The following is a 14,789-nucleotide window of genomic DNA, read 5'->3' as shown; positions in this document are numbered from 1 at the left end:
ACGCACAATTTCAGTAATTCAGTTCTTCAATGGTTTTGAACTGGTTGGTAAACACGCAGATGTTGCCGGCAATGGTCAAAGCCTTTTCGCAGATGTCGCGTGCGGGGAGTTCGGTATTTTCCAGCATGGCAATGGCGGCGGCTTGTGCATAGTTGCCACCGGAGCCTACGCCAATCAGGTCGTTTTCCGGCTGCAGCACATCGCCGTTACCGGTGATGATCAAAGTGCACTCGGCATCGGCCACCGCCAGCAGGGCTTCAAGCTTGCGCAGCATGCGGTCGGTGCGCCAGTCTTTGGCAAGTTCCACGGCCGCTTTCATCAGGTGTCCCTGATGCATTTCCAGTTTGGTTTCAAAACGTTCAAATAAGGTGAACGCATCGGCAGTGCCACCGGCAAACCCGGCAATCACTTTGTCGTGATAGAGACGACGAACTTTACGGGCATTACCTTTCATGACGGTATTGCCCAAGGAGACCTGGCCATCACCGGCCATGACGACCTGGTTGTTGCGGCGCACTGATACGATAGTTGTCACAATAAATCCTCTTGGCTGTCTGACGACAAGCGCGTCAGGGTGCAATATCTCCCAATATGGGGGCGCCTTGAGGAATATCAAGCAACTGGCGGACAGTTTTTACGGGGAAGCAGGGATATCGTGGGATAAAAAAACCGCAAACACGGGTTTGCGGTTTATGGCTGAATGGCGGGATTAGCCTTCCCAAAACCAGATCATGCAGCCGTTGAGGCCGGCCCGTTGCAGCTCGTGGCGGTGGGTTTCCGCCTTGCGTTTGCTCTGGTATGGCCCCAGAACCACCTTGTACCAGACACCGCTGCTGCCTTCCACTTTGCGCACCTGGGCTTCCAGTCCCTGAAAGGCGATGACCGCTTTCATCTCCTGGGCCTGTGACTCTTTGCGGAAAGAGCCGCATTGCATCTGATAGGGGCGGCTGGGCTTGTTACTCTTGGCAGGCAAATCCACCTCTACCTGCTTGTTTTCCAGTTCTTGCTGATAGGTCCATTGCTCCCTGGGTTTTGGGGGCAGGGCATTGGGATCTTTGGGTTTTGCCTTGGGGATACTTGGCTGCGCCGTTGCCGGCGTTTGCTGCAGCGGCTGCGCATCCTGATTTTTCAGGCCCCACAAAAAGTAGCCAAAGCCAGCGATTAGCACCAATACCAGCAGGAACAGCAGCATCGGCGGTCGTTTGGGCGGCTGAGGCTTTTTACGGTTGCCACGGGATTGGCGCCGTGGCTTGCTGTTGGCGTAATCGCTGCGCATGGGTTACATTCGCTCCAGGGTTTCAATGCCTAACAATGCCAGCCCTTGTTTCAGGGTGCGTGCGGTCAATTTGGCCAGTAACAAGCGGCTGTTGCGCTGGCTGTCGTTATCGGCGGCCAGTACCGGGCAGGCTTCATAAAAGCTGGAGAATGCTCCTGCCAGCTCATACAGATAGCCGCATAGCAGATGCGGCTGGCCTTTATCCACCATGCGGGCCAGCACTTCACCAAACTGGGCCAGTTTGTTGCCCAGCGCTTTCTCCTTGTCATGTTCCAGTTGCATGCTGGCACCAGACAGGTCGATATCGTCGGCTTTTTTGAAAATGCCCGCCACCCGGGTGTAGGCATACAGCAGGTAAGGGGCGGTATTGCCTTCAAAACTCAGCATTTGATCAAAGCTGAAGATGTAATCGCTGGCACGGTTTTTCGATAAGTCGGCATATTTGACAGAGGCAACTCCCACCACCGCGGCAATCTGCTCCAGTGTGGCATCATCCATGTCGGGATTTTTACTGCGAACCAGCTCCAGAGCCCGGTCGTGGGCTTCATCCAGCAAGTCCACCAGTTTTACCACGCCGCCGGTACGGGTTTTAAATGGCCGTCCGTCTTCGCCGTTCATGGTGCCAAAGCCCATGTGCTCCAGCGACATTTCAGGGCGCACGAAACCGGCGCTGCGGGCAAGGCTGAAGACCTGTTGGAAGTGCAGGGCCTGACGCAGGTCAACAAAGTACAGCACCCGGTCAGCCTTGAGCGCTGATGAGCGGTAGCGCATGGCGGCCAGATCGGTGGTGGCATAGAGGTAACCGCCATCCGCTTTCTGGATGATCACGGGCAGCGGTTCGCCATCCTTGTTGTGGAACTCCTGCTGAAACACCACCTTGGCGCCGTTGCTTTCAGACAGTAACCCCTGGGCATCCAGATCGTTCACCACTTGGGGCAAGTCGTCGTTATAGGCGCTTTCACCGCGCACATCGGCACGGGTAAGGCTGACCCCAAGGCGCTTGTAAACGTTATGGCAATGGGTCAGGGAAATCTCATTGAATTCGCGCCAGAGCTTGTTGCAGTATTCATCGCCGGATTGTAACTCCACCACCAGATGACGGGCACGGGTGGCAAAGTCTTCTGATTCGTCAAAACGGATTTTGGCCGCACGGTAAAAGCTTTCCAGATCAGACAGTTCAATGCTGTTTTCATCACCTTGGGCAGCTCGCAGCTCTTCCATATAGGCCAGCAGCATGCCGAACTGGGTGCCCCAGTCGCCCACGTGGTTCTGGCGAATGACCTTATGGCCGAGAAACTCCAGTGCCCGGACGACCGCATCGCCAATGATGGTGGAGCGCAGATGACCCACGTGCATCTCTTTGGCCAGGTTGGGGGAGGAGTAATCCACCACGATGGTTTGGGCCGCAGGGCGCGTGACTCCCAGTGTGGGGTCCTTTAATGCCTGCTGCAGTTGCTTGGCCAAGGCGTTGTCATCAATAAAGAAGTTGATAAAGCCGGGGCCGGCAATTTCCACTTTGGCCACATGCTCGGATGCGGGCAGATGGTCAATGATGAGTTGTGCCAGCACTCTTGGCGGTTTGCCGGCGGCTTTGGTCAGCATCATGGCCAGGTTGGTTGCCAGATCGCCGTGGCTTTTATCCTTGGTTCGGTCTACTTGAATTCTGGGGGCGGCATCTGCAGGAATGACACCCTGCTGTTTTAACGTAGCGACGGTCTGTTCAAGCAAAGATTGGATATGTGATTTCATGGGCGTTCTGTTGATACTGGCTCAAAATTAAGGGTAATGACGAATAACCGCACATTTTAGCCGTTATGGCGGCGTAATTGCTACGGCACTGGCGATTTTTATGGCGCGTTTTTTTACTGCGCCCGGCGGCTTACAGCAGATCCTGTGGATCCCTGTCCAGGCTCCAGCGGCAACGTTTAGCGCTGGGTAAGGATTCCACCTGGGGCAGTATCTGCTCAAACACCTGCTGTAACCGGCGGCGCCCGGCTGACTGCACCAGCAGTTGCCGGCGGAATTTCCCGGCCTTGCGATCCAGCGGCGCCGGCAAGGGGCCTATCACTTCAAAGGTGTCATCCTGGGGCAGCAGGGCGGCAAAGGCGGCGAGAAAACCGTCGGCATCGGCGGCCTGATGGGCTTCTGCCCTGACCAACATCATATGCCATACCGGCGGTAGCAGTGCTTGCTGACGTTCAATCAGCTGGCTGCGGGCGAATTCGCCATAGCCGCGATGGAGCAGATCCTGCAGCAGCGGGTTGTCGCTCTGATGGGTTTGCAGCAACACGGTGCCGGGTTTGCTGGCGCGTCCGGCGCGGCCGGCCACCTGGGTATAGAGTTGCCCAAAGCGCTCCGGCGCCCGAAAGTCGGCGCTAAAAAGCGCACCGTCCACATCCAGCAGGCCCACCAGTGTCACGTCCGGGAAATGATGCCCTTTGGCCAGCATCTGCGTGCCGACCAGAATCTTGTATTCGCCGCGGTGAATGGCGGCCAGTTGCTGCTCCAGCGAGCCTTTGCGGCTGGTGGTATCCCGGTCGATGCGCACGATGGGGTAGTCGGGAAACACTTCACTGAGCATGGCCTGTAGTTGCTCGGTGCCCACGCCTTGCCCCTGTAGCAGGGTGCTGCCACAGTGATGGCATTGCAAGGGGATGGGATACTGGTTGCCACAATGATGGCAACGAATTTCCCCCAGCGACTGATGCACGGTGAAAAAGGCATCGCAGCGGTCGCATTCATGCAGGTAGCCGCATTCATGGCACAACAGCGCTGGCGCAAACCCGCGGCGGTTGAGAAACAGCAGCACCTGGTTTCCCGCCTGCAGGTGCAGGCGCATCTCATTGAGCAATGGCTGGGACACGCCGGCACGCAGTGGCAGATTGCGAATGTCAATAATGCCCTGGCGCACCTTGAGCGCCCCGCCGGCACGCTCGCCCAACTGCAAATGGGCATAACGGCCACTGAGGGCATTATGGAGGCTTTCAAGGGATGGGGTAGCGCTGCCAAGCAGCACGGGAATGTTTTCCAGATGTCCGCGCATCACCGCCAGATCCCGGGCATGGTAGCCGACGCCTTCTTGCTGTTTGAAGCTGGCATCGTGCTCTTCATCAAGAATGATCACCCCCGGCCAGGCCATGGGGGTAAACAGGGCCGAGCGGGTACCGATAATGATGGCGGCTTCCCCGCTGCGCGCCAAACGCCAGGCATCCAGGCGCTGTTTGTCGGTGAGGCCGGAATGGATCACCGCAATGGTGACATTGAAACGGTGTTTGAAGCGGTTGATGGTTTGTGGCGTCAGGCCGATTTCTGGCACCAGTATCAATGCCTGTTTCCCCTGTTGCAGCACGCTCTCCAGCAGTGCCAGGTACACCTCGGTTTTGCCGGAGCCGGTGACGCCTTCCAGCAAGGTACAGGTAAAACCCTGCTGGGCGGTGAGGGCGGCCACTGCCACCGCTTGCTGTTTGTTGAGCTTGAGGGGCTGCTCTGCCAAGGTCAAGTGTTGCCGCCAGCGACAGTCGGCTTGCAGTGGCCGTTGCTTGAGTTCAATCCACTCCTTGGCGATTAATGCCTTGAGTGCGGTTTTACTCAGTTCAAGGGCCTGGGCTTCTTCGGTGGAGAGTTCGCCATGTTGCAGTTGTCGGAGGACTTTTTGTTGCGCTGGTGCCCGCTTGAGGCTGTCAAGGGTGGCCGCCGCGCCCTTGTCGGTTAATTGATAATACTGGATGGACTCGGGTGCGGCGCTGGCACCTTTTCGCAGCGCCACCGGCAATGCCTGGGTGAGCATTTGTCCCTGACTGCACAAATAATACCTTGCTGCCCACAACGTGAGTTTATACAGTGGTTCAGGCAATAGCGGTGCATTATCCAGCACCGCACTGATGGATTTCAGTTGGGTGGGGGCCAGTGTGCAATGCTCGCTGGTGGCCACCACCAAGCCGATGAGTTGCTGTCGCCCGAAGGGCACCTTGACTCGCATGCCCGCCACCAGTGGCTGGCCCAGTGAGGCCGGAATCTTATAGGTAAAGTTCTGCCGCATGGGGACAGGGAGAGCGATTTCAGCAAACTGCGGCATGATGGCATGGAATGACGGCTTGTGGGAGATGCTGCCAGTGTACTCAGCGCAAAGCGGCAGAGCCAGTCCCGGGCGCGATATTCTAGACTGAGGGGTAATCCGGCCAAGTTACACAGGCACATTCTCAATCACTGACAGGAGAACAGGATATGAGTTGGCATTGGGCACAGGGTAACACCTTTGCGGGTAAAGGATTAATGACGCTGTTGTGCGGTTTGTTGCTGCATTTTCCCCTGCAGGCGGAGGTGACCCATGTAAGCCTTAATCAACGGTTATTCGATTTGGGCAAGTTACCGCTGATTAAAGTGAATATTGTCTCGGCTCCCACGGATTTACAGCGGCTGCAGTTTTTGCTGCGCCAGCAAAGCGGTGAGGAAAAACTGATGGTGCAGCCGGTTAACCCTTACCTGTTGTTGCTGATGGGCATTGAGGAGGTGACCGATCCCAACGCCGTTTTGCTGGTGCAGCAATATCGGGTGGATAACTGGCAGGAAATCGGGCAATTGCCGTTGTTCGACCCGTCGGTGCCTGTGGCTGACCCGCCGGATCCTGCGCGTTTTTCCATGTATCGCAACGGGTCTGGACAGTTGCAGGCTCACGTGCCTGATGCGCCGCTGAACGAGACGCCTTCAGCGCCGGCCGCCCCAATGTCAGCGGTGGTTGCCCCTGACGTCCAGTCAAGCGCTGATTGCCTGCTGGATTATCACGGCCGGGAAACCTTGTGGCGGCTGGCATCCCGTTACGGTAAAACATGGCATACCCACGTGTATGCAGCGGCGTTGGCGATTATGGAGGCCAATCCGCAGGCCTTCGTGAAAAACAAACCGGGGCAGTTACGCCGTGATGCATCCCTGCAGTGCCCGCAACCGGCGCAATGGCAGCGGTATGCAGACAAAAAAGTTGCCCGGGAAAAATTCGAGGCTTTACAGTAGGGCTATTGTCATAACGGCTCAGTTACTGTACTATTCTGCGCCCTGAAACTATGTATAACCGCATGTGGTGTCCGACTTCGGGTTGGAAGAGCGACATGGCCTTTATTGAGGTAATCCCAGATGAAACCAGGTATCCATCCTGAATACGCAGAAATCACTGCTACCTGTACTTGTGGTAACGTGATCAAAGTTCATTCCACTGTAGGTAAAAACCTGCACTTGGACGTATGCGGTGCTTGCCACCCATTCTACACCGGTACTCAGAAAGTTGTTGACACCGGTGGTCGTATCGAAAAATTCAACAAACGTTTTGGCGTATTGGGCAAGAAATAATACGGCAACGTGGCATTTGTCAGTTAATCTGACAGGCTGTTTTCAGAGGGCTGTAAGTGCAAACTTACAGCCCTTTTTGTGTCTGGCAGGTACTGAAATGCCGGGATGAAAGTGAACAAGTGCATTAGTAACAGTTAAATAATCTGCCATCTGTGGCCGGATAGGCTAGGGTTTATGATGGAGAAAGGGGTGGTAAACCGCTTTAGCGCAGTTGTTGGCCAGATTCATGGAAAAGTAATTAAATTAAATCCGTGGCGGTTATTTTGCTTTCATAAGAATTTCTATGGAGTAAACCTGTGCTTTTAGTACATTTTTGTAGGTGATTTTTTTGGCGCTTTTCAGGGCGTTTTTCGGCGGCTGTGACGCATCACATACTTTATGATTTTTGTGGGCAAAATCAGCAGCAGCTGTTTAATTGAACAGCACTTTACAGTATCTTTACAGCCTCCTTTTTCATGGGTTCAGGATGCGTGTCCTGCCCCGGTTCCACTCCCTTTTATCATTAGAATAATTAGCCCTACTACAGGACCCAGCATGAGCGACTTACGTCAAAAAGCACTCGATTATCATCAGTATCCGGTTCCAGGCAAAACGGCGGTGGCGCTCACCAAACCCGCCTCTACCAGCATGGATTTGGCCTTGGCCTATAGCCCCGGGGTGGCAGAGCCGGTACGCCAGATTGCCGCCAATGCGGCTGATGCTTATCGTTACACCAACAAGGGCAATACCGTAGCGGTGATAACCAACGGCACCGCAATTTTGGGGCTGGGTAATCTGGGGCCTTTGGCATCAAAACCCGTGATGGAAGGCAAGGCGCTGTTATTCAAACGTTTTGCAGACATTGATGCCATCGACATTGAAGTGAAACATCGCACCAATGAAGATTTTATCAACACGGTGGCTGCCATTGCCGACACCTTTGGCGGCATTAATCTGGAGGATATCAAGGCCCCTGAATGTTTTGAAATTGAGCAAACCCTCATCAAGCGCTGCGATATTCCGGTGTTTCATGACGATCAGCATGGCACCGCCATTGTCACCGCAGCGGGCATGCTCAATGCGTTAGAAATTCAGGGGAAAAAAATCTCCCAAGCCGTATTTGTGTGTATGGGCGCGGGCGCTGCAGCCATTGCCTGTATGTCGTTACTGGTGAAATGCGGCGCCCTGCGGGAAAACATCTACATGCTGGATCGCAAAGGGGTGATCCATACCCGCCGTACGGATCTCAATGAGTACAAGTCCCTGTTTGCCAACAATACGGACAAAAGAACCTTGCGGGATGTGATTAACGGCGCCGATGTGTTTCTCGGCGTTTCCGGCGCCAATGTGCTGGGGGCTGACGATATCGCCTTGATGGCGGAGCGGCCGATTGTGTTTGCCTGCTCCAATCCGGATCCGGAGATCGCCCCGGAATTGGCTCATGGTGTACGCAAAGACCTGATTATGGGCACTGGCCGTAGCGATTACCCGAATCAGGTGAACAACGTGTTGTGTTTTCCGTTTATTTTCCGGGGCGCGCTGGATGTGAGGGCTCGGCGGATTAATGACGAAATGAAACTGGCTGCCGTGCATGCCATTGCCGCACTGGCGCGGGAAGCCGTGCCTCAAGAGGTGTTGGCGGCTTACCCGGATGTGGGTTCGTTGTCGTTTGGCCCGGATTATGTATTGCCAAAACCCATGGACCCGCGCTTGTTGTCCCGTGTTGCCCGCGCCGTGGCTGAAGCCGCCATTGCCTCTGGCAGCGCCCGCCTGACCGAACTGCCGCCTGATTATCTTGCCTAAATTTCCCAGGCGGCTGCAGTCATCACTGTGGCCGCCTCATGACACTGTCACCAAAGCTTCTGTGTTATGTAGTTGCCATTTCATTAATACCGCTTAATAATCAGTCAACTGGAGTCGTGGCAATACGATTGCGTGACTGATCATTCAATGATTAACGGCAGGAACGCCAGAGTATGGATTTCACCCGTGTACTGACTACCCGATTCATTCGCTTCTGGCGCTGGTTATTGCTGCTATTGGCCGTGCTTGCCTTGTTGTCTGCCTTGGCAAGTCACTGGCACCAAGCACGGGTGCAACAGCAGCAGATAACGGTATTGCAGCAACAGTTGCAGCAGCATTATCAGGCGGGAGAACTCGCAGGGGCCGAACACTGGTTGTTACCGCTGCTGGCGCTGTCCGACGTTAAAGAAGTGCGCCTATGGCGCGGCCAGCAATTGTGGCAGCGCTTTGGCAATGCGCAAGACGACACCGGCCTGCGTAGTCTGCGTTTGCCTTTAGGGTCGGGGCAGCAGCTGCAAGCGGAATTTTTGTTGCCTGGCTGGTGGCATGGCTATTTTCCCTCTTTCGGGGATGGTCTCTTGCTTATCATCCTGATTTTGCTGGCAGTGATGTTGTTGCCCGGATATCGCTGGCACGTGACCCTGTTGCAGGAGATGCAGCGGCTTACGGAGCGGTGCCGGCTGGTAAAACAGGGCAAATATGCCCAGGCCCGGCAGTTGCACAGTACCGAATCTCCCCACTTCATTCACGGCACGCTGAACCAGTTACTGGATGCGCTGCTCGATGCCCGTAAAGAGCGGGCACGTTTTGACAAATTCATCCGCAGCAATACTTTTTTGGATCATGAGACCCGCATCGGTAACCGCCTGTTTCTGGACAATCGCCTGGACGCCTTGAGTAACGCCCAGGGCATGATGGCCCATGGCGTGCTGCTGCTACTGGAATTTGAAGCCCTAGAGCAGCTTGGCGGCGAGGCGCAGGTGCGGGAATACCTGCATTTGAACATTGCGCACATTAACCGCTTATTGCAGAGCCAGGCCAACAGCGTGTTTGCCCGGCGCAGCCATCACCAATTGGCCATTGTGGTCACACAGATAAGCCTGGCAGAAGCCGAGCAGTTAGCGGCCAAACTGATGAAATTGTGCGTCACCCTAATTCCGCCGGAGCTGGAAAATCCACGCAATAGCTGCCATCTGGGGGGCGCCTATTTCAAACTGGGGGACAACCAGCAGCAGTTGCTGGAAGAAGCGGAAATGGCACTCAAGGTGGCGCAAATCCAAGGTAACAACACCTGGTTCATGTACGATAAAGGTGCCGTGGATGCCGAATTTGCCCGTGGCTCCGTGCGGTGGCGCAGCTTTTTGGAAGTGGCGCTGGCCCAGCGGCGTTTTGTCACGTTTGTGCAGCCGGTGCTGGATACGGACGGCAATTTGCACCACCGGGAAGTCTTTACCCGGGCCAAAGATGGCAATGGCGCATTGGTGCGCGCCACACTGTTTTTGCCCATGGCAACCAAATGCGGCCTGATGCCCCAAATCGAAAGACAAACCCTTGAGCGGGTTATTCAGCAGTTATTGCCCAAGGCCGAGCCCGAAGCGGTATTCAGCATCAACCTGTCAGAAGACACCCTGATGAACAACGGTTTCATGCGCTGGGTGCGTACCCTGTTATTGGAACATCGCGATATGGCTCCCCGACTCATTTTTGAGGTGGATGAGGCACTTGCCAGCCGCTGTGCCACATTGTTACAGCCCAAATTGCGGTTGTTGCGAAAAATGGGTGCCCGGGTGTGTGTGGATCAGGTCGGGTCTCAAGTGGTGAGCAGCCAATATATCATCGAGAGCGGTTTTTCCTTGGTGAAGCTGCACCGCTCACTGGTGAAACAGATCCATCTCAGGCCGGAGAATCAATTGTTCATTCGCAGTTTGATGGGCGGCTTACACAAAACCGAGATTGAAGTCATGGCGGAAGGCGTGGAACTTTTCGAGGAGTGGCAAACGCTGCGGGTGCTTGGCGTGAGTGCGGCCCAGGGGACCTGGTTTGCTGAGCCGGAATTAATGTAGGGAATACTTATTCTTACAAAACTTGCGTTATTGCCATGAGTGAACAAATATACCTTAAAATAAAATGATTAATATGTAGAATGACTGTAAAAACGATGGCTTAGTAACGTCGTTAGACTAAAATCTCATGCGCTAGCAGGTGCCACCATTTCTTCAGGCCGGCCAAGTAATCTTACAGGACGTGGAAGTGATGCTTAATATGGCGAGAACACCAAAAATGACCATGCCGTTTTTCAAATCCTCACGGACAGCCGTGCCTACAGGGGTTTTTCTGGGTGCGGACCAAGCCTGGGTGTACCGTGCCCAAGCGGATGCTCAGGCTCAAAGTGCATGTTATCCCCACTCGTGTGACTGGTCTGTCCTGTTTGGTGACATTGCTGCCGATTTCGGCCCATCCCAGATGGAATTGGTATTGAGCCCGGCATTTTACCAATTGATTACTGCCGACAAGCCCTCGGTTGCCGATGATGAAATTGCTCAGGCCCTGCTCTGGGCAGTAAAAGACATGGTGGCCATTGCGCCGCAGAACATTCATCTGGATTATTTTGAATCCCCCCTTGTAAGCCAGCGCAAACTGCAGGTGGTGATTACCGATAAAACCCAACTGGGTGCCTTGGTGCAAGGTGCCGATGCATCAGGCATGCGCTTTGCCGGGATCTCGGTGGAAGAGATGATGCCTACCCATCTGCTGGACAATGATCCCCACGCCCGCCTGGTCATCAGTCATGTGCCTTCTGAAGATGTGCTGCTCACTGTGGTGCGTGGCGGCGAACTCTGCATGCACCGGCGGCTCAGGGGGTTTCAGGAGTTGGACAGTCTCAATGCCGACAGCCTGGGCTTGGGTGTGGCCGATAACCTCAGTCTTGAGGTGCAACGCTCCATGGATTTCTTTGAGAGCCAGTTACGGCAACCGCCGGTAGCGTCTATTGAGTTGCTGGTACAGGGGCCACAGGCGGCGCTGGTAACGGCCATTGCCGCAAACTTTAATCAGCCGGTACACGGGGTGGATTGTGAGCAGGTTGGCGCAAAAATGGCGCAACTGGCATTGATGGAGTTACAGCGGGGCAGATTATGAGTAAAACCCGGGTTAACCTGTACAGCGTTGCATTGTTGCCCGTTCGGCAGCGGCTGAGCTTTGCCAGAATGTCGGCCGTGGCTGGCGCATTATTGCTGCTGGGCTTGGCACTGATGGGGCTGGAGCACTGGCAGTCGCAGCAACTCGATGATCAATTGCAGGCAGCCATAGCGCAAAATCAGGCACTGGAGCAGCAGCTGGGCAGTTTGCAGCAGGCACTGCAACAGCATCAGCCGGATGCGGCCCTGCAACAAAAACTCAGCCAGTTAACCCAGGAGCAGCAGCTGAAAACCCTGCTGCTGACGGAATTGGGCAAACGGGATCAATTCAAGTCCAGCGGCTTTTCCCAAATGCTGCAGGATTTGGCAACTGTGGCCGATGGTAACGTCTGGTTATCCCATGTGCGTCTTGAGCCACAGCAGTTGCTATTTGAAGGGTATGCCCAACAAGCGGCACATGTGCCCCATTGGGTGGAACGCTTAAGCCATACGGACAGTTTCCGGGGCAAGGCATTTGCGTCCATGATGATGAACCGTGGTACGCAGCAGCCGTTGGCATTTACGTTGACCACCGAGACCGCAAAGGACGTTAAACCATGAGCATCCTAGGTGAATTGCCAGCAAAATTTTCAGCGCTGTCACGGCGGGAGCGGGTCATGGTGGCCATGGTTTGCTGGCTACTGGTGCTGGTGGTGTTGTATTTGCCGCTGGAGGCCCGCTGGCAGCAGTATCAACAGCAACACCAGCAATGGCAGTTAACCGAAAAAATGCGGTTGGGCAATCAGGCGCAGATAGCATTGCTGCAGCAAAAATTGGCACAGGATCCCAATCAGCCGTTGCAGCAACGGGTTGATCAGTTACAGCAGCAGATCACCGTACTGGATCAACGTCTTAACAGTGAAACGGTGGATTTGATCCCGGCAGAGCGCATGCCCACATTGCTCAGCAAACTGCTTTCTCAAAGCCCGGGCGTGACCTTGCAGCAATTTCACTCCATTGCACCTACCCCTTTATTGGTGGTGGGAGAAAATGAGCAAGCCCGGATGAATCTGTACAGCCATGGCATTAGCCTGACCTTTCGCGGCGATTACTTTTCCGTATTGAAGTTTGTGCGCGCCGTCGAAAACATGCCGGAAAAACTGTACTGGCAGCAACTGGATTATCAAGTGCAGCAATTTCCCATGGCCAGTGTGGAGCTGGCTTTATACACCGTCAGCATCAATAAGGACTTTATCCGTGTGGCATCCTATTAACGTGATACTGATAGCCTGGTTATTGCTGTGGTCGGCATCGGCACCAGCCGCCAGTTTGCGTGACCCGACCCGGCCCCCCTTGGGCGCCGCATCTGCTGCTGATGGTGAGCATCATGCTGGCACGCCTTTGGTACTCAACAGCATCATCCAGGGCGCATCAGGTGCTCGGGCCATTATTAACAATCAGTTATACCGCCCCGGAGATCGGTTGCAGGACACTGTGATTCGCCGGATTAACGCCAATGACGTAATGTTGGCAGATGGCCGCAGGTTACGCCTGTTCCAGACCATAACCGAGTCCAAACAGAAGAGATAATCCATGAGCAGATTGATATTGATTGCGCCCTTACTGGCCATGACATTGGCAGCCTGTCAGACCACCCGTCCTGAGCCGGAGAATTCTCGTGACGCTTTGCGTGACTCCCTGCAATCTGATACCAGTAAAAGTGTGCCGCCGGCAGCACCTTTGCCCCGCCAGTTGCAGCAGGAGCTTACGGGCAGCAACTTGCTTAGTGGTTTGGTGGCGCCAGTGGCGGCAGAGCGGCGCTTTAATGTGGCGGCCCATGATGTGGATGCCAAGGTGTTTTTTGCCAGTCTGGTGGATGGCACCCCCTTGAGCGTGGCGGTACACCCCAATGTGGCCGGCAGTATTTCCCTGTCGCTGAAAGGCGTGACACTCAGTGAAGTGCTAAACGTGGTGCAGGACATTTACGGCTATGAAATCACCCGTGATGGCAAGGTGTTGCAGGTGTTTCCCGCTGGCATGCGCAGCGAAACCTTCCCGGTGAATTATCTGGATATGGAGCGGGTAGGGCTGTCGCTTACCTCGGTGAGCTCCGGCCGGATAAGCGATAACAGTAACAACAGCAGTAACAGCGGTAATAACAATGTGTTGGGCAACGCCAGCAACAACAGTAATGGCACCAACAACAGTTACAACAATAACCAGAACAACACCACTAACGGCACTTTTATCAGCTCGAAAACCCAAACGGATTTTTGGGGCAAGCTGCAGCAAACCCTGGAAGCCATTATCGGGCACAATGGCGATGGCCGCAGTGTGGTGGTCAGCCCCCAGGCCGGACTGGTTACCGTGCGGGCCTATCCCGATGAGCTGCGCCAACTGCACCGTTTTTTGAAACAGTCGGAAGATCATTTGCAACGCCAGGTCATTCTGGAAGCCAAAATTCTCGAAGTGCGCCTGTCTGACGGCTATCAGCAGGGCATTCAGTGGCAAAATGTACTGGGAAGCGCCTTGGCGCGCGGCAACACACAGGTGAACTTTAATACCAGTGCCGGGCAGTTTGGCGACAGCATCAGCCAGTCTATCGGGGGCGTTACCTCCCTGTCGCTTACCGGTGCGGATTTTGCCTCGCTTATCACCTTGCTTGACACCCAAGGCGATGTGGACGTGCTGTCAAGTCCGCGGGTTACCGCCTCCAACAACCAAAAAGCGGTGATTAAAGTGGGCACGGACGAGTATTACGTCACGGATGTCTCTGCCACCACAGTGGCCAGCTCGGCAACATCGGTGATTACTCCGGAGGTTGAGCTGACACCGTTTTTCTCCGGTATCGCGCTGGATGTAACCCCACAAATTGATGACAGCGGTAACGTATTGCTGCATGTCCATCCGTCGGTGACCGAAGTGAAAGACCAACAGAAAAACATCCAGGTGGCGGGCTCAACCATGGAGCTGCCATTGGCCAAAAGTGAAATCCGTGAATCCGATACGGTGATCCGGGCCAAATCCGGCGATGTGGTGGTGATTGGCGGGCTGATGAAAAGTGATACCTCAGAGCAGGTGTCGAAAGTGCCCTTGCTGGGAGACATTCCACTCATGGGGCAGCTTTTCACCAACAAGACGAAAGCCGTGCAGAAAACTGAGCTGGTGATTTTGTTAAAACCCACGGTGGTGCAAGGTAGCCGCACCTGGCAGCAAGAGTTGCAGCGCTCCCAGTCATTACTGGATCGCTGGTATCCCCAGGGTAATTAGAGAAC

13 protein-coding genes are annotated in these 14,789 nt (G+C 54.8%); 9 read left to right on the top strand and 4 right to left on the bottom strand.

Features of this window, described 5'->3' with window-relative positions:
- Positions 1-10 precede the first annotated feature (10 nt).
- The 4 genes from hslV to priA all read right to left on the bottom strand — a co-directional run bounded on the left by hslV (position 11) and on the right by priA (position 5,351).
- A complete protein-coding gene (hslV, locus tag ACIDEJ_RS09385) occupies positions 11-535 on the bottom strand; it encodes an ATP-dependent protease subunit HslV (RefSeq protein ID WP_411987810.1) in 525 nt (174 codons plus the stop codon).
- Positions 536-709: 174 nt separating this feature from the next.
- Positions 710-1,276, bottom strand: a complete 567-nt coding sequence (locus ACIDEJ_RS09380; RefSeq protein WP_411987809.1) for an SPOR domain-containing protein — start codon at positions 1,274-1,276, stop codon at positions 710-712.
- A gap of 3 nt (positions 1,277-1,279) precedes the next feature.
- Entirely contained in the window at positions 1,280-3,025 is a 1,746-nt protein-coding gene (gene argS, locus ACIDEJ_RS09375; protein ID WP_411987808.1) for an arginine--tRNA ligase, read from the bottom strand.
- Between the two features lie 130 nt (positions 3,026-3,155).
- Positions 3,156-5,351, bottom strand: a complete 2,196-nt coding sequence (gene priA, locus ACIDEJ_RS09370; RefSeq protein ID WP_411987807.1) for a primosomal protein N' — start codon at positions 5,349-5,351, stop codon at positions 3,156-3,158.
- A gap of 149 nt (positions 5,352-5,500) precedes the next feature.
- Here priA and ACIDEJ_RS09365 point away from each other — a divergent pair, with 149 nt between their 5' ends.
- The 9 genes from ACIDEJ_RS09365 to mshL all read left to right on the top strand — a co-directional run bounded on the left by ACIDEJ_RS09365 (position 5,501) and on the right by mshL (position 14,784).
- A complete protein-coding gene (locus ACIDEJ_RS09365) occupies positions 5,501-6,283 on the top strand; it encodes a type IV pilus assembly protein FimV (RefSeq protein ID WP_411987806.1) in 783 nt (260 codons plus the stop codon).
- A 120-nt stretch (positions 6,284-6,403) separates the two neighbouring features.
- The gene (rpmE, locus tag ACIDEJ_RS09360; RefSeq protein WP_411987805.1) at positions 6,404-6,616 is read left to right on the top strand and encodes a 50S ribosomal protein L31; all 213 of its coding nucleotides are present in this window, start codon (positions 6,404-6,406) and stop codon (positions 6,614-6,616) included.
- A 534-nt stretch (positions 6,617-7,150) separates the two neighbouring features.
- Positions 7,151-8,398, top strand: a complete 1,248-nt coding sequence (locus ACIDEJ_RS09355) for a malic enzyme-like NAD(P)-binding protein (protein ID WP_411987804.1) — start codon at positions 7,151-7,153, stop codon at positions 8,396-8,398.
- A gap of 173 nt (positions 8,399-8,571) precedes the next feature.
- Positions 8,572-10,461 (top strand): EAL domain-containing protein, encoded by a 1,890-nt coding sequence (locus ACIDEJ_RS09350; protein WP_411987803.1) that lies wholly within the window; start codon positions 8,572-8,574, stop codon positions 10,459-10,461.
- 199 nt (positions 10,462-10,660) lie between these two features.
- Positions 10,661-11,536, top strand: coding sequence for an MSHA biogenesis protein MshI (locus ACIDEJ_RS09345; protein ID WP_411987802.1), 876 nt, complete (start codon positions 10,661-10,663; stop codon positions 11,534-11,536).
- A complete protein-coding gene (locus ACIDEJ_RS09340; RefSeq protein ID WP_411987801.1) occupies positions 11,533-12,135 on the top strand; it encodes a PilN domain-containing protein in 603 nt (200 codons plus the stop codon). Before ACIDEJ_RS09345 ends, ACIDEJ_RS09340 begins: the two co-directional genes overlap by 4 nt.
- Entirely contained in the window at positions 12,132-12,788 is a 657-nt protein-coding gene (locus ACIDEJ_RS09335) for an MSHA biogenesis protein MshJ (protein WP_411987800.1), read from the top strand. The genes ACIDEJ_RS09340 and ACIDEJ_RS09335 overlap by 4 nt, the downstream gene beginning before the upstream one ends.
- Complete coding sequence (locus ACIDEJ_RS09330) at positions 12,772-13,104, top strand: MSHA biogenesis protein MshK (protein WP_411987799.1); 333 nt, start codon at positions 12,772-12,774, stop codon at positions 13,102-13,104. The genes ACIDEJ_RS09335 and ACIDEJ_RS09330 overlap by 17 nt, the downstream gene beginning before the upstream one ends.
- A 3-nt stretch (positions 13,105-13,107) precedes the next feature.
- The gene (gene mshL / locus ACIDEJ_RS09325; protein ID WP_411987798.1) at positions 13,108-14,784 is read left to right on the top strand and encodes a pilus (MSHA type) biogenesis protein MshL; all 1,677 of its coding nucleotides are present in this window, start codon (positions 13,108-13,110) and stop codon (positions 14,782-14,784) included.
- The last annotated feature ends 5 nt before the right edge of the window (positions 14,785-14,789 follow it).

The sequence above is a fragment of the Shewanella mytili genome, assembly GCF_046765975.1.
Lineage (GTDB): Bacteria > Pseudomonadota > Gammaproteobacteria > Enterobacterales > Shewanellaceae > Shewanella > Shewanella mytili.
Note: the sequence above shows the minus strand (reverse complement) of the source record. Positions and strands in the feature narration are given on the sequence as shown.

Excerpts from the sequence above, each read along its gene's own strand:
- ACIDEJ_RS09380 (WP_411987809.1), bottom strand. The coding sequence starts at position 1,276 with ATGCGCAGCGATTACGCCAACAGCAAGCCACGGCGCCAATCCCGTGGC.
- argS (WP_411987808.1), bottom strand. The coding sequence starts at position 3,025 with ATGAAATCACATATCCAATCTTTGCTTGAACAGACCGTCGCTACGTTA.
- priA (WP_411987807.1), bottom strand. The coding sequence starts at position 5,351 with ATGCCGCAGTTTGCTGAAATCGCTCTCCCTGTCCCCATGCGGCAGAAC.
- ACIDEJ_RS09365 (WP_411987806.1), top strand. The coding sequence starts at position 5,501 with ATGAGTTGGCATTGGGCACAGGGTAACACCTTTGCGGGTAAAGGATTA.
- rpmE (WP_411987805.1), top strand. The coding sequence starts at position 6,404 with ATGAAACCAGGTATCCATCCTGAATACGCAGAAATCACTGCTACCTGT.
- ACIDEJ_RS09355 (WP_411987804.1), top strand. The coding sequence starts at position 7,151 with ATGAGCGACTTACGTCAAAAAGCACTCGATTATCATCAGTATCCGGTT.
- ACIDEJ_RS09350 (WP_411987803.1), top strand. The coding sequence starts at position 8,572 with ATGGATTTCACCCGTGTACTGACTACCCGATTCATTCGCTTCTGGCGC.
- ACIDEJ_RS09345 (WP_411987802.1), top strand. The coding sequence starts at position 10,661 with ATGGCGAGAACACCAAAAATGACCATGCCGTTTTTCAAATCCTCACGG.
- ACIDEJ_RS09340 (WP_411987801.1), top strand. The coding sequence starts at position 11,533 with ATGAGTAAAACCCGGGTTAACCTGTACAGCGTTGCATTGTTGCCCGTT.
- ACIDEJ_RS09335 (WP_411987800.1), top strand. The coding sequence starts at position 12,132 with ATGAGCATCCTAGGTGAATTGCCAGCAAAATTTTCAGCGCTGTCACGG.
- mshL (WP_411987798.1), top strand. The coding sequence starts at position 13,108 with ATGAGCAGATTGATATTGATTGCGCCCTTACTGGCCATGACATTGGCA.